This window comes from uncultured Cetobacterium sp., assembly GCF_947038635.1.
Classification (GTDB): Bacteria; Fusobacteriota; Fusobacteriia; order Fusobacteriales; family Fusobacteriaceae; genus Cetobacterium_A.
The window spans coordinates 1-17464 of the sequence record NZ_CAMQXC010000036.1 but is presented as its reverse complement, the minus strand read 5'-3'; the positions used below and the strand labels follow the sequence as shown (position 1 = coordinate 17464).

At 28.5% G+C, this 17464-nt stretch carries 19 protein-coding genes and 1 pseudogene; 3 read left to right on the top strand and 17 right to left on the bottom strand.

Going from position 1 to position 17464, the window contains the following annotated elements; translation table 11 throughout:
• From Q0V08_RS05370 to Q0V08_RS05350, 5 genes are all read right to left on the bottom strand, one after another.
• Positions 1-445: nicotinate-nucleotide--dimethylbenzimidazole phosphoribosyltransferase (locus tag Q0V08_RS05370; RefSeq protein ID WP_297432758.1), on the bottom strand; the 445-nt coding region annotated here is incomplete at its 3' end.
• Between the two features lie 2 nt (positions 446-447).
• Entirely contained in the window at positions 448-1035 is a 588-nt protein-coding gene (locus tag Q0V08_RS05365) for a histidine phosphatase family protein (RefSeq protein ID WP_297432756.1), read from the bottom strand.
• Between the two features lie 9 nt (positions 1036-1044).
• On the bottom strand, positions 1045-1809 hold the full coding sequence (gene cobS, locus Q0V08_RS05360; RefSeq protein ID WP_297432754.1) for an adenosylcobinamide-GDP ribazoletransferase: 765 nt from the start codon (positions 1807-1809) through the stop codon (positions 1045-1047).
• A gap of 15 nt (positions 1810-1824) precedes the next feature.
• The gene (gene cobU, locus Q0V08_RS05355; RefSeq protein ID WP_297432752.1) at positions 1825-2385 is read right to left on the bottom strand and encodes a bifunctional adenosylcobinamide kinase/adenosylcobinamide-phosphate guanylyltransferase; all 561 of its coding nucleotides are present in this window, start codon (positions 2383-2385) and stop codon (positions 1825-1827) included.
• A 112-nt stretch (positions 2386-2497) separates the two neighbouring features.
• Positions 2498-3046, bottom strand: a complete 549-nt coding sequence (locus tag Q0V08_RS05350) for a ferritin family protein (RefSeq protein WP_023051559.1) — start codon at positions 3044-3046, stop codon at positions 2498-2500.
• 267 nt (positions 3047-3313) lie between these two features.
• On the opposite strand from Q0V08_RS05350, the gene Q0V08_RS05345 reads away from it, so the two are divergent.
• Positions 3314-4813 (top strand): YifB family Mg chelatase-like AAA ATPase, encoded by a 1500-nt coding sequence (locus tag Q0V08_RS05345; RefSeq protein ID WP_297432750.1) that lies wholly within the window; start codon positions 3314-3316, stop codon positions 4811-4813.
• A 53-nt stretch (positions 4814-4866) separates the two neighbouring features.
• On the opposite strand, the gene nusB is transcribed toward Q0V08_RS05345, so the two are convergent.
• The 9 genes from nusB to Q0V08_RS05300 all read right to left on the bottom strand — a co-directional run bounded on the left by nusB (position 4867) and on the right by Q0V08_RS05300 (position 14051).
• A complete protein-coding gene (nusB, locus tag Q0V08_RS05340) occupies positions 4867-5274 on the bottom strand; it encodes a transcription antitermination factor NusB (protein WP_297432748.1) in 408 nt (135 codons plus the stop codon).
• Between the two features lie 13 nt (positions 5275-5287).
• Entirely contained in the window at positions 5288-5500 is a 213-nt protein-coding gene (locus Q0V08_RS05335; RefSeq protein ID WP_297432746.1) for a DUF2273 domain-containing protein, read from the bottom strand.
• Between the two features lie 11 nt (positions 5501-5511).
• A complete protein-coding gene (gene amaP, locus Q0V08_RS05330; RefSeq protein WP_297432745.1) occupies positions 5512-6021 on the bottom strand; it encodes an alkaline shock response membrane anchor protein AmaP in 510 nt (169 codons plus the stop codon).
• A gap of 60 nt (positions 6022-6081) precedes the next feature.
• Entirely contained in the window at positions 6082-6459 is a 378-nt protein-coding gene (locus tag Q0V08_RS05325; RefSeq protein ID WP_040405960.1) for an Asp23/Gls24 family envelope stress response protein, read from the bottom strand.
• A 66-nt stretch (positions 6460-6525) separates the two neighbouring features.
• Complete coding sequence (gene accC / locus Q0V08_RS05320; protein WP_297432743.1) at positions 6526-7872, bottom strand: acetyl-CoA carboxylase biotin carboxylase subunit; 1347 nt, start codon at positions 7870-7872, stop codon at positions 6526-6528.
• Between the two features lie 13 nt (positions 7873-7885).
• Entirely contained in the window at positions 7886-8299 is a 414-nt protein-coding gene (locus tag Q0V08_RS05315) for a biotin/lipoyl-containing protein (protein ID WP_297432741.1), read from the bottom strand.
• A 77-nt stretch (positions 8300-8376) separates the two neighbouring features.
• Positions 8377-11793: a DNA polymerase III subunit alpha gene (locus Q0V08_RS05310; RefSeq protein ID WP_297432739.1), complete on the bottom strand. Its 3417-nt coding sequence runs from the start codon at positions 11791-11793 to the stop codon at positions 8377-8379.
• Positions 11786-12979 carry an MFS transporter gene (locus Q0V08_RS05305; RefSeq protein ID WP_297432738.1) on the bottom strand — a complete coding sequence of 398 codons (1194 nt, stop codon included), beginning with the start codon at positions 12977-12979 and terminating at the stop codon, positions 11786-11788. The genes Q0V08_RS05310 and Q0V08_RS05305 overlap by 8 nt, the downstream gene beginning before the upstream one ends.
• Positions 12980-13226: 247 nt before the next feature.
• Positions 13227-14051 carry a methyltransferase domain-containing protein gene (locus Q0V08_RS05300; protein WP_297432736.1) on the bottom strand — a complete coding sequence of 275 codons (825 nt, stop codon included), beginning with the start codon at positions 14049-14051 and terminating at the stop codon, positions 13227-13229.
• A 91-nt stretch (positions 14052-14142) separates the two neighbouring features.
• Here Q0V08_RS05300 and Q0V08_RS05295 point away from each other — a divergent pair, with 91 nt between their 5' ends.
• Positions 14143-14742, top strand: coding sequence for a hypothetical protein (locus tag Q0V08_RS05295; protein ID WP_297432734.1), 600 nt, complete (start codon positions 14143-14145; stop codon positions 14740-14742).
• 33 nt (positions 14743-14775) lie between these two features.
• Here the strand turns inward: Q0V08_RS05295 and Q0V08_RS05290 are convergent, their stop codons facing one another.
• Entirely contained in the window at positions 14776-15045 is a 270-nt protein-coding gene (locus Q0V08_RS05290; RefSeq protein ID WP_297432733.1) for an acylphosphatase, read from the bottom strand.
• Between the two features lie 21 nt (positions 15046-15066).
• Entirely contained in the window at positions 15067-16290 is a 1224-nt protein-coding gene (pepT, locus tag Q0V08_RS05285; protein ID WP_297432732.1) for a peptidase T, read from the bottom strand.
• Between the two features lie 139 nt (positions 16291-16429).
• Between pepT and Q0V08_RS05280 the strand changes: the two genes are divergently transcribed.
• On the top strand, positions 16430-17116 hold the full coding sequence (locus Q0V08_RS05280; protein WP_297432730.1) for a pseudouridine synthase: 687 nt from the start codon (positions 16430-16432) through the stop codon (positions 17114-17116).
• Between the two features lie 33 nt (positions 17117-17149).
• Here Q0V08_RS05280 and Q0V08_RS05275 read toward each other — a convergent pair.
• Positions 17150-17464 (bottom strand): annotated as a pseudogene (locus Q0V08_RS05275) (GntP family permease); the annotation flags it as partial.

Sequence of the window (17464 nt, the reverse complement as noted above, 5' to 3'; positions counted from 1 at the left end):
CCTCTAAACTCATAGCGGGTTCTTTGCTAAAGTTTTTAGTTCCATAAGCTATTTTTTTTACATATAAATTTTTATAGTCTCTTGGGATATCTCCTTTTATTCCAATATCTATCAAATTTAGAGGTATTCCTAAACTTTTACATAAAATTCCAATAGCTGCAAAAGAACTTAACATTGCTTCTGAAACTATTCTTGTATATTCTATTGGACAAGAGGATACTCCTTCTTCTATAACTCCATTATCAGATGATGCTATAAAATGACACCCAGCTTTTAGTTCATTTAAGGGTTGGCCTGTTATTCCCGCTACTTTCATTGCTAAATCTTCTAAAATACCTAAACTTTTCTCAGGTTTCATTCTAGAATCTAATATTTTTTTACACTCTTTTATAGCTTCTTTATCAACACCAATTATATCATTTTGAATCTTTTTTATTCTGTCCAATTTTAGCCCCCTATATTTAATCCCTTTAATATGGGATATCCTTCAGAAAATTCAATTATAACTATACCACCATTTTCTACACTAAACTTCCAATAAGATTCTAATCCATTAGAAAAGTAATGACTTAAAATAGTATTAATTACTCCCCAATGAGTAACTAATACTGTTGTTCCATCTAAATCAACCTTCTTCTCTATAAAATTAATGGCTCTTTTTTGAAGTTCTAAAACACTTTCACCAGTTATATAATTATAATTTTCCCAATTACTTTGACTCTTTTTTAACTCCTCTGGATATTTCTCTAAAAGTTCTTTATAGCTATATCCTTCAAATATTCCAAAATTTAGTTCACGTAATTCTTGATCAATTAAGATTTCTAATTTTTTATAATTTACAATCTCTGCTGTGTCTATTGCTCTTTTTAAATCGCTTGCATATATCTTTTCATAATTTATATTTTTTAAAATTTCCCTAGTTTTTACTGCTTGCTCTTTTCCTTTTTCTGTTAATTCTGGATCTAAAACTCCATAGTAAACACCTTCAATATTTAATTTTGATTCACCATGCCTAACTAAAACAATTTTTCCCATTAATTTCACCTATAAAGTCACATACATTAAAACTAATGATAGTACTGAAGACAACTCTAGCAATGCTCCTAAAGTATCTCCCGTTATACCACCTATTTTTTTCGTCATCAACTTTCCAAAGAAGAATCCGCAAAGAACTAATATATTTAAAACAATAAATAAACTTACAAAAGGTAGCATAAAGAACTGAGCAATACCATATAATATAACCGTAACAGTGATATAAGATATCAACAATCCAGTCTTATCAGTATTATCTACAAAAGTTTTACCCATTCCAGTGGCTCTAGCGTAAGGTTCAAAAGTACAGTTAACTACACTATTTATTCTAGCTAATATAGGTACAATAAGCATTATTACACCTTGATTTATCCCAAATAACTCCGATGTTTCCACTAAAAAAGCAACTTTGAATATAAAGTAGAGTATTAGAACTAAAACACCATTTGTTCCAACTCTAGAGTCTTTCATAATCTCTAACATTTTTTGCTTGCTTCTATAACTAAATATTCCATCAAAAGTATCTGCTAGACCGTCTAAGTGTAATCCTCCAGTTATTATAACATCAAGGGTAACTAAGATTATTGCCATTAAAATAGGCGATGGAATAAATGTTTCTAAAACCACTGCCACAGCTAAGTTTATAATACCTATCACTAATCCTACTACTGGAAACCATTTCATTCCTTTTCCTAAAGCTTTCGAATCAAAAGTTTTTCCTCCTGGAAATGGTAATCTTGTCATAAATTTAAAAAGTAAAGCTAAACCTTTCATTTTCTCCTCCAAACTCTATTTTAATTTTAACTCTAATCCAGAAACTATTAAGTACGCTTCATGGCACTCTTTTGCAACTAATTGATTTATTCTACCGCCTATATCTCTAAAATATCTTCCTAAAGCATACGGAGGAACTAATCCCATTCCAACTTCATTAGAAACTACAACCATATCTAATGAGCTATTCTTTATAAAATCTATTAATTTTTGAACTTCATTTTTTATTTCTTCTTCAATTTCTTTAAGAGCATTTTGAGATATTTTATCCCAATTGACATCTCTATCCATAATCATAATATTCGTGACTAAATTTGTTAAACAATCTAGTAATACAACTCCATTTAATTCTTTATATTCTTCCAAAACTCTATAAAGATTTTTGTAAGCTTCTATTGTTGTCCAATTTTCTCCTCTTTGAATTTTATGTAATCTCACTCTTTCTTCCATCTCTTCATCAAAAGATATTGCTGTAGCTACATAAATTTTCTCCTTATTCAATTGAAAAACTTTTTTTTCAGCAAAAGAGCTTTTTCCACTTCTTGCTCCGCCAGTTACATAAATTATTTTCCCCAAGCATCTCACCTTTTATCCCTTTATAATACTTTAATAGTACCACAATCTAATAAAAACTTCAACACAACGAAAAAGAGTGCTTAAGTATATTAAGCACTCTAACTATTTACTATTATTTTTGGAAATGTCTCTCTAATAATCCTAAGAAAGCTCTTCCGTGTCTAGCCTCATCTTTAGCCATTTCATGAACTGTATCGTGAATTGCATCAAATCCTAATTGCTTAGCTCTCTTAGCAATATCGAATTTTCCTGAAGTTGCTCCGTACTCAGCTTCTACTCTTCTCTTTAAGTTCTCTTCTGTAGAATCAGTTACAACCTCTCCTAATAACTCTGCAAATCTTGCAGCGTGACCAGCTTCTTCAAAAGCTATTCTTGTATAAGCTTCTGCTACTTCTGGATATCCTTCTCTGTCTGCTACTCTAGCCATTGCTAAGTACATTCCAACTTCCATACACTCTCCGTTAAAGTTTGCTCTTAATCCTTCGATAATTTCTTCATCTCCGCAAGCTAATCCTTCTCCTACTTTGTGCTCAGTTGCCCAAACTCTTCCTGCTGTCTCATCATAAGCAACACATTTATCTAACCCTACCTTACATAAAGGGCAAGCTCCTAAAGCCTCTTCAAATACTTCTCCACATACTGTACATTTTACTTTTGCCATTTTAAATCCTCCTCAACTATTTCCTGTCTATATTTTATATTTTTTTATTTATTTAAAATTGTTATAATTACTTTTTTGTAATTATTACAATTCTGTTCACAAGAATAATATACACCTTTTTTGTGGATATGTCAAACTTTTTTTATTTATTTTTAAAAAAAAAGAAAATTATAAAATATCAGTAGTCATATAGAATACTCACTCTAATATTTATCAAAAATTTAATTTATTTTAAATTTTAAAATATCTATAAATAAGGAGGTTTTTATGTTAGTTCGAGTGTTAAGCTCAAGTTATTTAGGAATTGAACCATTTTTAGTTGAAGTCGAAGTTGATGTAACTAATGGTCTTCCTACTTTTAATATAGTTGGCTTAGGTGATGCAACTATATCAGAAAGTCGTGATCGGATAAGATCAGGAATTAAAAATATGGGGTATTTATTAGACCCTAGAAGAATTGTTGTTAATCTAACTCCTGCTAACATAAGAAAAAAAGGATCACACTTTGATTTGCCTATTGCCATTGGAATAATGGTTGGAATGAAATTTCTTTCTGACTACAAAGGTATTTTAAGAGAATATCTATTGATGGGAGAACTTTCTTTAACTGGAGAAATTAGAAGATCGGAAGGCATAATTAGTGGTGTTTTATTGGCTAAAAGTAAAGGGTTTAAAGGTGTTATTATTCCTGAGGAAAATTTAGAAGAGGCTTCAATTATAAAAGATATTGATATTATAGCCGTTAAAAATCTCAGAGATGTTGTTAAATTTATAGAAGAAGGTATTACTCGCAGTAAAAGAGTTGTAAATACAATAAAAAATTTTGAATATACTTTAGATATGTGGGATGTTAAAGGGCAAATAAGAGCTAAAAGAGCACTTGAAATTGCTGCTGCTGGAGGACATAATATAATAATGATTGGTGCACCGGGAAGTGGAAAATCTATGTTAGCTAAAAGACTCACTAGCATACTGCCACCTATGTCAGAAAATGAAATTATTGAAACTACTAAAATTTATAGTATTGCTGGCGAACTCAGCGAAAGAGTTCCGATCATCATTAATCGACCATTTAGGGATCCTCATCATACATCTACAACATCCTCTATAATTGGAGGTGGTAGAACACCTAAACCAGGTGAAATAAGTTTAGCTAATAATGGTGTGTTATTTTTAGATGAGTTTACAGAGTTCGATAGAGTCGTTATTGAAAGTTTAAGAGAACCTTTAGAAGAAAAAAGGATATCTATAACAAGAAGTCTAGGAAAAATGGAGTTTCCTGCTAAATTAATTTTTATCGCTGCATGTAATCCATGTTTTTGTGGAAATGGATTTGATGAAGAATTATGCACATGCACACCTTATGATATTAGAAGATATACAAAAAAACTTTCAGGTCCTATCATTGATAGAATTGATTTATATGTTGAAATTTATAGACTCAATGATAAAGAAATTTTAGATGAAGATCGAGGCGATACCTCTCAAGTTATTAGAAATCGCGTTATAAAAGCTAGAGAACTTCAAAATGTACGTTTTAACAATAATAAACTTAATCGTGATATGAATAATAGTGAAGTTGAAAAATACTGTTCTTTAAATAGTGAATGTGAGCAAATAATTAGAACTGCTATTCGAAATTTAAATTTATCTATGAGAACATATCATAAAATTTTGAAAGTTGCTAGAACAATTGCAGATTTAGAAGACTCTTTCAATATTGAAAAACATCATTTATTAGAAGCTATTAACTTTAGAAAAAATTAAATAATATAAAAAAGGAGAAGTAATCTTTAAACTACTTCTCCTTTTTAAAGTTATTATCTATTTTTTTCAACTACTACTTTTGCTAAAACACCATTAATAAATTCGTGTGATTTTTCATCACCATATTTTTTTGCTAATTCTACAACTTCGTTAACAACTATCTCAGCTGGAACATCTTCAAATAAAACCTCATATGTTGCTATTTTTAAAAGTGCTTTTTCAACATTTCCAATTCTTTCTAAGCTCCAACCAGTAATATTACTCTTTAATGTTTCTGTAATCTTATCATCATTTAAAGCCATTCCATTAGAGTATTTTTCAATAAACTCTTTTTCATTTGTATTTAAATTAGTTTCATCTCTTAACATATAACTTGCTAAAGTTTCATCTATCTTTACTTCAGTTAACTCCGATTCAAAAACTATTTTAAATAACTCTTCTCTTGCTACTCTTCTACTCATTATTGTTTCCTTTCTAATCCTTTAATCTATTTAATATTTGTTTTTTTAACTTCTCTTGAAAACCTCTATCTCCTAATTTAAATCCGATAAATGCTAAAAATAATATAAAAATAGTTTTCAACATTCCATATTCAACTAAAAGAACTCCTATTATTAATCCTAAGATGGCATATAGATATTTCTTAAAATTAAGAATAAAATTTTCAATAATCTTTTCTAACATCATATCTGCTCCTCCTATTCAATTGAGTCTCTTCTAGGTGATAATCTCGAAATTTTTACCTCTATATAATCAACTTTTAAGTCTAACTTTTGTTCTAAATTAGTTTTTATCAAATTTTGTATATCTACTGTTTTTGATGACAAATTATTGTTTGATATCATATCTAAATTTAATTTAACAAAATACTTACTTCCTCTATTTCCACACTCTATTTTTAAACCTTTTATATCACTATCTCTTGACAAAATCTCTCTTATTAAATTTTTTACTGTATCTGTTGAAATATGAACTGATCCATGCTCATTTTTTATAACATAATCTTTTTCTTTGGAAAAATTAGATAATAATTTTAATATTGATATGCACATATATATTAAGCATATATTAAAAATAATAACTTTAAATATAAGTGAGCTTGTGTCTATTGTTGAAAAATATTGTGGCATTGTTATATACCCTATTCCTGTTACAGCTATAGCAAATATTCCTATCCATGCAAAGAAAAATATTAACTTTTTTATCAATAAACTCACCCCTGTAAAGAAAGATTAGAGGCGTAATAAAACGCCTCTCTCATATTTTAATTATACAATCTCTATATCCTCATGCTTTTCTTCATACTCATCTGTTAAAATTTTTACATCTTGTACGAATACATTTACTTCTACAACTTTTAATCCAGTCATTGTACTTACTGCTGTTAAAACATTTTTTTGAACATTTTGAGCAACCTCAGAGATTTGATATCCATATTCAACTATAATATATATCTCTACACTACACTCTTTTTCTCCAACTTCTACTTTAACTCCATTTGTAAGTCTCTTTTTTCCTAGCATTTTACTAACTTCATCTGCTACTCCACCTGCTAATTTATAAACTCCAGAAACATCTTGTGCTGCCTTTGCTGATATTGTCTTTACAACATCATCTGCTATTTTTATATTTCCTAACTCGTTCATAAAAACACCTCCGTAGATATTATACATATATTATTACATTAATTTAAAGTTTTTCCTAGCTATTATTTAATTTTTTTCAAAATTTTCTTCAATAAACTTCGTTGTAACTTTTCCTGCTCTATACACCTTATTATCTAATACCTCTAAATGGAATGGAATTGTAGTATCAATTCCCTCTATAATAAATTCATCTAATGCTCTTTTCATCTTTTCAATAGCTTCTTCTCTAGTGATTCCATGAACAATAAGCTTTCCAATCATAGAATCATAGTATGGAGAAATTTCATATCCTTGGTATGAGTGTGAATCTACTCTTACTCCTGGTCCTCCAGGAACAATATAAGTTTCTAATTTTCCTGGTGAAGGTAAAAATCCTGCTGTTGTATCTTCAGCATTTATTCTACATTCGATTGCATGTCCAAATAATACAACATCCTCTTGAGATATGTTTATTCTCTCTCCTTCTGCAACTTTAATTTGTAATTTTATAATGTCTATTCCTGTTACCATCTCAGTTACTGTATGTTCAACTTGAACCCTTGTATTCATCTCCATAAAATAGAAGTTATCATCTTTATCAACTAAAAATTCTAAAGTTCCTGCTGAATCATAATTAATTGATTTTGCTAATTTTACAGCAGCCTCACCCATTGCTTTTCTAACTTTAGATGGTAATTTATATGATGGTGCTTCCTCTATTAACTTTTGATGTCTTCTTTGGATAGAACAATCTCTTTCTCCCAAGTGAATAACATTTCCATGTTTATCTCCCATAATTTGAATTTCAACGTGTCTTGGATTTTCAACAAATTTTTCTATATAAACATCTGGATTTCCAAAAGCAGATTCTGCTTCTGTTTGAGCAGCGATGATTTTGCTTTCTAACTCTTCTGGAGTTCTAGCTAGTCTCATTCCTTTTCCACCACCACCTGCAGTAGCTTTTATCATTACTGGATACCCAATTCTTTCTTCAACTTCTTTTCTAGCTTCCTCTATACTTCTTATAATTCCAGTTCCATTTGTTAGTGGTACATCATTTTCTATTGCAGTTTTTCTAGCTGTAGCTTTATCACCCATGCTTTCAATAGCTTCTGGACTTGGTCCAATAAATGTTATATTATGCGTTTGGCATATTCTTGCAAATCTAGCATTTTCAGATAAAAATCCATATCCAGGATGTATTGCATTTGCTCCTGTTATCTCTGCTGCTGCTAGTATATTAGGTATTTTTAAATATGATTCTGTACTTAAAGGTCCCCCTATACAAACTGCTTCATCTGCTAATCTAACGTGCAAACTATCTTTATCTGCTTCTGAATAAACAGCAACTGTTTTTATTCCTAACTCTCTTGCTGCTCTTATTATTCTAACAGCGATTTCACCTCTATTAGCAATCAATATCTTTTTAAACATAAAATCCTCCCAATTATCTTGCTGTGGCCTTTACTTTCAATATTACTTTACCGTAGTCAACTACTCCTCCATCTTCTACAGTTATTTCCGTCACTTCTCCACCTACTGTAGATTTTAAAGGGGTTTTTAATCCCATTACATATATATAACCAAGATCTTGTCCTACTTTAATTTTGTCTCCTACTTCAACAATACCTTCATAGAAATATTTTCCTATTCCTGTTGAAACTACAGTTTTTATATTCTCCTCTTTTTTACTAACCTCTTTCACAGGTTGTAGAATTTCTTTTGGCATTACAACTTTTGGCTGTGGAGATTTTTTTATTTTTATTTTTAAATTTTCATTTTCCTCATAACTAATTTCAGTTAATCCACATTCACTTAAAACATTAATTAAATCTTCAATTTGAAACTCTTCTTTTTTCATAAGTTCCTCCATCAGTTTTTATCACTTATTTTAACATAATTTAAAAAATCATTCAAGATTACATTACAAGTGTAATTTTATCTTATGACTACACTTTTTTCTCCTAATAAATCCTCTATTTTTTTTATTAGTCTTGGCGTTATTTCAATCATTAGTTTTGAATTTTTTATCTCTTTATTTCCATTAATATCTATAGCAAAACTTAAAGGAACTTCTCCTTTACTATCTAAAAGAATCTCTTTTAATCTATTATACTTATCTTTTGACTTCTCATTAATTAATATATACATTCTATTTTTTTTATTAAACTCTATTGAATTTAATGCTTTCATATTTTTTACAACTAATTTTTTATTTTCATTTCCATTAAAATAATCAATTTGAATACTTCCATCTATTACCACTGCTTTCCCTTCAAGCTCTATATTTAAATAATTTTTATACTCTCTTGGGAAAATAATCCCAGAAATTTGATCATAATAATCCTCAATAATAAAGGTACACATAGGTTCTTTTGTTTTTTTTGTTAGTATTTTTTTCACATCCCTTAGTATACCATAAGTTTTAATTATATGCAGGGAATTTTCTGATTTTATTTCTGAAATTTTATTCATTTTATATGTTTTTATTAACCAATCATACTTGTCTAAAGGATGTGCACTATAATAAAATCCTAAAAATTCTTTTTCTTTTTCTAGTTTTTCATCTGGAGTAAAGTCCGTTACATCAGGTAAAACAAAATTTACCATCTCTGATTTTGCTCCACCAAAAAGATTCATTTGTTGAATATCATCCTCTTTTATTTTTTTATTGGCATAATCAATAACCTTTTCTATTGATTCTATCTTTTGTTTACGATTTCCAGGAAGAGAATCTAAAGCTCCAGAATAAACCAGTGCTTCTATATTTTTTTTATTAAGACCTTGTCCTCTTAATCTATAGATAAAATCTTCATATCTTAAATAATTTCCATTTTTTTCAAATTCAATCTGAATTTTTTGAGCTAAACTTTCTCCAACATTCTTTATAGCTGCTAATGAAAATCTAATCCCTCCATTTTCTACAGTAAATTTAGAAACTGGATTATTAACATCTGATAATTTTAACTTCAATTTATGTGCTTTTGCATCTTCTATATAAAATGCAACATTCTCTACATTACTTTTTTCAGATGTCATTATTGAAGCGTAATATTCCTCCGGATAAAAACATTTAAAATATGCTGTCCAATATGCTATTAAAGCATAGGCTGCTGAGTGAGATTTATTAAATCCATATCCTGCAAACTTATCTATCAAATCAAATATTTCCTCTGCTTTTTCTTTAGAATATCCATTGTCTATAGATCTTTTAACAAATTTTTCTCTATTTTCATCCATTATAGAAGCTTGTTTTTTTCCCATTGCTCTTCTTAAAAGATCAGCTTCTCCCAAAGAATAACTAGCCATTATATTAGCTATTTTCATTACTTGTTCTTGATATAGAATAACACCATATGTCTCTTTTAATACTTTTTCTAAAGTCGGATGAGGATATTTAATCTCTTCTAAACCATTTTTACAATTTATAAAACTCTCAACCATTCCAGACCCCAATGGTCCTGGACGATAAAGAGCTAAAAGTGCTATGACGTCTTCAAATCTATTAGGTTTTAATTGAACTAATATCTTTCTTATACCTGTAGATTCTAATTGGAATACTCCTAAACTATCTCCTGATGAAAGCATTTCATATACTAAAGTTTCATTTAATGAAATCTCTTCTAATTTTATATCTTTCCCTTTACTCTCTTTAATATACTCAATAGTTCTTTGAATATTAGTTAAATTTCTAAGACCTAAAAAATCCATTTTTAATAGTCCTAATTCTTCTAATTCTTTCATTTGATATTGAGTTGAAATTTTATGATCTTTATTATCGCTGTATAAAGGAACTACTTCCATTAATGGATCTTTAGTTATTACAACTCCAGCAGCATGTATAGAAGCATGTCTAACTTTATTTTCTAATCTTTGGGATAAATTAACTAAATTTCTAATCTCTTCATCCTCTGTATATAACTCTCTAAGTTCAGAATTTGCTTTCAAAGCTTCCTCTAATGTTGAAAATGCAGGTATTAACTTTGCTATCTTATCAACTTTAGCTAAATTAATATCCAATACTCTTCCAACATCTCTTAAAGCTGCTCTAGCTTTCATTCTACCAAAAGTTATTATTTGTGCTACTTTATCTTCACCATATTTTTGAGTAACATATTCAATTACTTCTTCTCTTCTTTCCTGACAAATATCTATATCTATATCTGGCATGGATATTCTCTCAGGATTTAAAAATCTTTCAAAAATTAGATTATATTTTATCGGATCTAAATCTGTTATTTTTAAAGCATAGGCAACCAAACTTCCTGCTGCAGATCCTCTTCCTGGCCCAATTGGTATATTCTTTCCTTTCGCATAAGAAATAAAATCCCATACAACTATAAAGTATTCCTCATAGCCCATCTTCAAAATAACATCTAATTCATACTCTACTCTTTTTAGTAGTTCCTCACTTAAACCACTTGGATATCTTTGAGATAGTCCTTTATATACTATTTTTCTTAAAAATTCTCCTGGTGTTTTTACACAATTTGGAATTTCATACTTTGGAAACTTTAACTCTCCAAACTCTAAATTTAAATTGCATTTTTCTGCTATCTCTTCAGTTGTATCAATAGCATCAATAAACTCTTCACCTAAAGAATTTATAACTTCTATTCTACTTTTTAAAAATAACTCCTTAGTTTCAATTTTCATTCTATTTGTATCTGAAACTTTAGCTCCTGTTTGAATACAAATAACTAAGTCTTGTAGCACATGATCTCCTTCATAAACATAATGTGTATCATTTGTTGCTACACATTTTAATTCATGTTTTTTAGAGTATCTTTGTAACTCTTTATTTAATTCTCTTTGACCATCAACACCGTTGCCTTGAACTTCTAAATAAAAATTTTCTTTACCAAAAATTTCTATATAGCTCATTATTTTTTCATCTACAATTTTTTCATTTTCGGTTTCAAGAATTGCTCTTGAAACCTCTCCCTGCATACACGCTGACAAAGCTATGATACCATCACTATGTTTTTTTAAAAACTCTTTATCTACACGAGGTCTATAATAAAATCCCTTTAGAAATCCTACTGAAGATATCTTTAAAAGATTTTTATAACCAGTTAAGTTTTTAGCTAAAAGTATTAAATGAAAATTTCTTCCCTCTTTTTTTTCCATTTCAAACTCTGATACGTATGCTTCAATACCAATAATTGGTTTGATACCTTTTTTCATAGCACATTTATAAAACTCTATAGCTCCATACATATTCCCATGATCTGTAATAGCTATTGCTTTCATATTTAAACTTTTAGCTCTTTCTAAATACTCCTCTATTTTTCCAACCCCATCTAGGAGACTGTATTCTGTATGTAAATGTAAATGAACAAAGTTTTTATTCATCTGCTCCTCCTCTTAATGGTTTTTCCACTTTAAAATTTTTATAAAAAACAGTAGTTCCAATTAAATATAAAACTACCGTTATATAATATGGAAAATTATATGATACATTTTCCATTAAATATCCTGCTATAATCATGCTAATAGCTCTTGTTACATTAGATGACATCGATACTATACTACTCATCAATGCTCTATTTTCATAATCTACGGTTTCTAAAGATATATTCTGAATAAGTGGCTGATTTAAATTCATCAAAGTCGATCTCAAAAGAAATGAAATTCCCAATATAAAAATACCTTGAGGAAATGCAATTGAGATTAAAAACGGAATTGATAATAGTTGACATATTACAACAGTATTTTCTCTTCCTAACACTTTTGAAATATATGGAACTAATAACCCACCTATAACTAATCCTAACTGAGATAATCCCATAATAACTCCTACTTTTTCATTATCTATATTTAAAGAAAATTTTAAATACACACTAAAAAATGGAATTACTAATCCCGCTCCAAAACCTATAATTGTATTATAAATAACAAACTTTAAAGCTTGTCCACTCATAACTTCTTTAAAACCTCTAAAAAAATCTTTGTTCTTCTTATCTTTTATTATCTCTCTATCTTTTAATCCATTTAAAGGATAAAAACTAAATAGAATTAAAAAAGCACAAAATAAATAAACCAATGGAATTGATTTTTCTGCTGCAAAAATTTTTCCAAAAGTTTTAATCAATCTTCCAGCACCATAGCTAGCACAAACCGTTCCTAAACTCTGACTTACAAAATTCTTACTAAAAACTTTTACTCTCTCTTTTTCTGATGAATTTTCAATTAGAAGTACTCCTATTGAAGAAAATGGAAAACCATATCCAACTCCCATTAGCCCAGAAAATAATTTAATTAAAAATGGACTCGTTAAAAAACTTACACCTAAAATTCCAATACTCATTAAAATCAATCCCAATGAAATAGTTTTTTTAAAACCAATCCTTGAACTTAGATAGGCGTTTAACATTGAACCTAGTGCAATCGATACACTTCCAATTGAAAGTACTTGACCTACTATTCCCTCTCCAAAACCTAAATTTTTAACATGTATTCCTGTAAAAACATTAAATACACCTGAAACTATAGCTGTTGTTATTACATTTATCAAAATAATTCTATCTATTTGTTTCAACTTTATCTCCCCCTAAAATTGACCTAATATATTATACAATATAAATTTATAAAAAAAAATACTTCTAAGTATTTATTAGAAGTACAAAAAAATGAAACGACCTTCCGGGGGGGGATAGAAGGTCGTCTACAGGGGGGGATTAAATAATACTTTTGTAAGTATAAAATCTTCTTATAATTAAAAAATTATTACTAACTTTCTAATTATGATTTTTTGACGTAAATTTTTTTTAAAAAGTTTTATTTTTTTAATTTTTTTCAAAAATATCTATATTAACTTCAACTATAGTTTTTAAGTTGTCTAATGCAAATAGTTTTTCAACACCCTTTTGTGGACTTCTCCATCTATAAGGAGTCATATTAAATAGATTTTCAATACTCTCTTTTTCTAAAATTTCTGTTTCATATTTTAAATTTACAGTTTCTAAATGTTTAAATATTTTTAAATCCTCTACAGGAGAATAAAATTCTTTTCTTACAGACTCATAAACTACCTCTTTTAATTGTAAAAGATGATTTTCACCTGTTGAAACAACTATTAACTTCCCGCCCTTTTTTAAAGTTCTCATATTTTCTTCTGGTATTATTTTAGCAAACATACAAATTATAAAATCTAATGATTCATCCTCTATTGGTAAAGAACTTGCACTAGCTACAATCCACTCCATATTTTTATATGATTTTGCTGCTGAAATAACAGCTTCTTTTGAAATGTCTATTCCTACAATATTACTTTTTAGATTTAATGCGTCTAATTTCTTTTTTAATCTATTTGTATAATATCCCTCTCCACAACCTATATCTAATATATTTAATTCTTTTTTATTCTCTAAGTAGTTTTCAACAATTTCATTAACTCCATTAGATATTCCTTTATAATAACCTTTCTCTAAATAATTTTTTCTACTTAAAACCATCTCTTTATTGTCACCAGGAATTTTACTATTTTTCTGATTAGATAATAATAAATTTACATGACCATATTTTGAAATATCAAAGTTATGATTCCCCTCACATATATATTTTCTTTCTATTCTTGTCATTTTTTTATTACAAACTGGACAAATTATCATTTTATCTACCTCACTATTTTTTTCTCTTCTGTATATTATATCATATATTTTATGTTATAATATGTTAAAAAATATTGGTGGTGATTAATTTATGCATGAAAATTTTTTTAATGATTTTATCGTTAACTTTTATGAAAAAATTGAAAATGAATTCGAAACATTAATGAAAAAAGAAAAAACTAAGAAGCTATCTGTTGGAAATTTAGAGATTGATGTTATAGATTACCTAGATGATAGTAAGACACCTATTATCGAAACTATAAAAGATAGTGAAAATGGAGTCGAAATATTTCTTAAAAACAAAGAACAAATTCCATCTCCATATAGTGTCGAAGAGATTTATCATCCTTTTTCTTTAGCTGTTTTAGTTGATAAATTAATAAAAAAAAATAAGTATGTGGAAATTTTAGAAAATTTTTATGTACAATCAGAAGAGTTAGCAAAAGATTTTTTAAAAAAACAACAATTAGAATCATTAGATATTACAACAGAAGGTTTTGAAATTTTTGCTATTTCTAAAGCTACAGGAACATATAAAATTGCTGAAGGTGTTGTTACAGAAATTCTTTTAATAAATGATAGAGTTTTTGTAAATATAAAAAATGAAGATAACGAAGCAATCACAGCACATGTTGTTGAATGTAATGCTGCTGATTTAGCAATGCTTTTAAATAATCTTTTAAATAAATAATAACTAAAAAATGGCGGTATAAAATTACCGCCATTAATATATAACTTGAAAATCTTTAAATTCTGATTTATCTAATATCTCTTCATCTATCTCAGTGACATGACTCATAGAAGAACCAATCTTTAAATATTTTTTAAAATTTTCAATTATCTTTTCATCTCCTTGAGCAAAAACTTCCACATCATCATTTGACAAATTTTTTACACTACCTGTAATTCCAAGTCTTGTAGCATTTAAATACGCTGTTATTCTATAACCTACTCCTTGAACTTCACCCTTAACTATAAAATGATATGTTTTCATTTTTACCTCCAAAATAGATATTTATTTAGATAAAATTTCAACAATTTTTAATATTACTTTTACTGATTTCTCCATTGACTCTATTGGAATAAACTCAAATTTACCATGAAAATTATGTCCACCTGTAAATATATTTGGACAAGGTAATCCTTTAAATGATAATCTAGCTCCGTCAGTTCCACCTCTAATTGGCTTTATTATTGGTTTTACCCCAACTTCTATCATTGCATTTTTAGCTAAATCTACAATATGATAAACTGGTTCTATCATCTCTCTCATATTATAATAGCTATCTTTTAATGTTAAAATTATCTCTGCATCTTTATATTTTCCTTGAAGATATTTTACAGCATTTTCAATTAGTTCCTTTTTTTCTAAGAACTTCTCTTTTGAATGATCTCTTATTATATAATCTATCTCTGTTGTTTCTATTGTTCCTTTGAAATTAGTCAATAAAAAGAACCCTTCATATCCTTCTGTATATTCAGGTCTTTCATTAACTGGTAACATAGCGTTTAGTTCCATTGCTAATAACATAGCATTTATCATCTTATTTTTTGAAGCTCCCGGATGAATATCTCTTCCTTTAATTATTATATTTGCTGATGCAGCATTGAAGTTTTCAAATTCTAATTCTCCAACTTCTCCTCCATCAATTGTATAAGCAAACTTTGCTCCAAATTTTTCTACATCAAACAGATTTTCTCCTCTTCCTATCTCTTCATCAGGAGTTACTCCTATTTTGATTTCTCCATGTTCAATACTTGGATTCTCTTTTAAATATTTTAATGCTGTCATTATCTCAACTATACCAGCCTTATCATCTGCCCCTAAAAGTGTTGTTCCATCAGTTACAATTAATCTCTGATTCACATATTTTTTTAACTCTGGAAAATCTTTTACTGTCATTGATATATTTAAATCACTATTTAATATAATATCATTACCATCATAATTTTCTATAATTCTTGGTTTTATATCTTTACCATTAAATGATGGAGCCGTATCCATATGAGCTATAAATCCAATTGTTGGAATATCTTTTTGTGTATTTGACGGTAGTGTCCCCATAATATAACCATTTTCATCTAATGATATATCTACTAAACCAATCTCTTCTAAATCTTTAACTATAACTTTAGCTAAATCCCATTGAATCTCACTACTTGGACATGATTGACTTTTTGAATCTGATGTCGTATCAATTTTAACATATTGTAAAAACTTTTCTACTAAAAAACTCATTTTTCCTCCCAAAATCTACTTAAAATTATTTAACCCACATATAAATTAACATAATTTGTTTGAAAAAAATAGTCTATTTTGCAAATTTATCAAAAATATGTTAACATCTTATGTAAAATAAATTTTGTGAGGTTTAAATTTGAGATTAGAAAAATATTTAGTTCAATGTGGTGTTGCTAGCAGAAAAAAAATTAAAGCTGCAATTGCCCAAGGAAGAGTTACTGTTAATGGTAATATCGAAGTTAATGACGCTACTGATGTTGAATGGGGAGAAGATATTATTACTTTTGATGGATTAATTCCAGAAAAAAAACAATTAAAATATTATATTATGTATAAAGTTTCAGGATATATAACTGCTATGGAAGATGAAAATAAAAAAACAGTTGCTGAACTTTTACCTGAATATATTGATAAAAATTCTGTTTTCCCTGTAGGACGACTTGATCGTGATACCGAGGGAGTTTTACTATTCACAAGTGATGGTGATTTAAGTCATGCCATGGCTCATCCAGATAGAAATATGGAAAAAACATACTATGTTGAACTAGACAAGGAGATTTCTCAAGAGGACATCATTGCTTTAGAACAAGGGGTAGTTCTAGATACCGACTACACTGCACTTCCTAGCAAAGTTGAATATCTAAGTCCTAAAAGTATTCATTTAACTATTACAGAAGGTAAATACCACCAAGTTAAAAAAATGCTTAAGGCTGTTAAAAATAAAGTTATCTATCTTAAGAGAGTAAAGTTTGGTAATTTAAATCTTGATGGAATGATTCCTGGTGAAGTTAAAGAGATTAAAAGAGAAGATATTATCATATAAAAAAGATGCTGAAAAATTTTCAGCATCTTTTCTTTATCCAATTACTAAATAAGTTACAAAAGTAGAAAGAGCTAATATAAATCCTATTGCTGATTCATAAGGAATTAATTTTAATCTTTCTTCTAACTTTGTATTACTAGCTCCACCTGTACTGTGGAAAAATGATCCATGAGGCAGATGATCTAAAACTGTTGCTCCTGAGTTTACCATTGCAGCTCCCCAAACAGCACTTACTCCAGCAGCTAGTATTACTCCTGAAAATGTTGCTGATGCTATTGTTGCTCCAGCTGTCGTTGATGCTGTTGCTCCAGACATTAACGCTCCCGCTATTGGCGCTATTAACTGTTC

Excerpts from the sequence above, each read along its gene's own strand:
- accC (WP_297432743.1), bottom strand. The coding sequence starts at position 7,872 with ATGTTTAAAAAGATATTGATTGCTAATAGAGGTGAAATCGCTGTTAGA.
- cobS (WP_297432754.1), bottom strand. The coding sequence starts at position 1,809 with ATGAAAGGTTTAGCTTTACTTTTTAAATTTATGACAAGATTACCATTT.
- Q0V08_RS05325 (WP_040405960.1), bottom strand. The coding sequence starts at position 6,459 with ATGAACGAGTTAGGAAATATAAAAATAGCAGATGATGTTGTAAAGACA.
- Q0V08_RS05290 (WP_297432733.1), bottom strand. The coding sequence starts at position 15,045 with ATGAAAACATATCATTTTATAGTTAAGGGTGAAGTTCAAGGAGTAGGT.
- Q0V08_RS05315 (WP_297432741.1), bottom strand. The coding sequence starts at position 8,299 with ATGAAAAAAGAAGAGTTTCAAATTGAAGATTTAATTAATGTTTTAAGT.
- pepT (WP_297432732.1), bottom strand. The coding sequence starts at position 16,290 with ATGAGTTTTTTAGTAGAAAAGTTTTTACAATATGTTAAAATTGATACG.
- Q0V08_RS05335 (WP_297432746.1), bottom strand. The coding sequence starts at position 5,500 with ATGATGTTAGAAAAGATTATTGAAAATTTTATTCTTAATTTTAAGAAA.
- Q0V08_RS05345 (WP_297432750.1), top strand. The coding sequence starts at position 3,314 with ATGTTAGTTCGAGTGTTAAGCTCAAGTTATTTAGGAATTGAACCATTT.
- Q0V08_RS05350 (WP_023051559.1), bottom strand. The coding sequence starts at position 3,046 with ATGGCAAAAGTAAAATGTACAGTATGTGGAGAAGTATTTGAAGAGGCT.
- Q0V08_RS05365 (WP_297432756.1), bottom strand. The coding sequence starts at position 1,035 with ATGGGAAAAATTGTTTTAGTTAGGCATGGTGAATCAAAATTAAATATT.
- Q0V08_RS05310 (WP_297432739.1), bottom strand. The coding sequence starts at position 11,793 with ATGAATAAAAACTTTGTTCATTTACATTTACATACAGAATACAGTCTC.
- Q0V08_RS05300 (WP_297432736.1), bottom strand. The coding sequence starts at position 14,051 with ATGATAATTTGTCCAGTTTGTAATAAAAAAATGACAAGAATAGAAAGA.
- Q0V08_RS05295 (WP_297432734.1), top strand. The coding sequence starts at position 14,143 with ATGCATGAAAATTTTTTTAATGATTTTATCGTTAACTTTTATGAAAAA.
- nusB (WP_297432748.1), bottom strand. The coding sequence starts at position 5,274 with ATGAGTAGAAGAGTAGCAAGAGAAGAGTTATTTAAAATAGTTTTTGAA.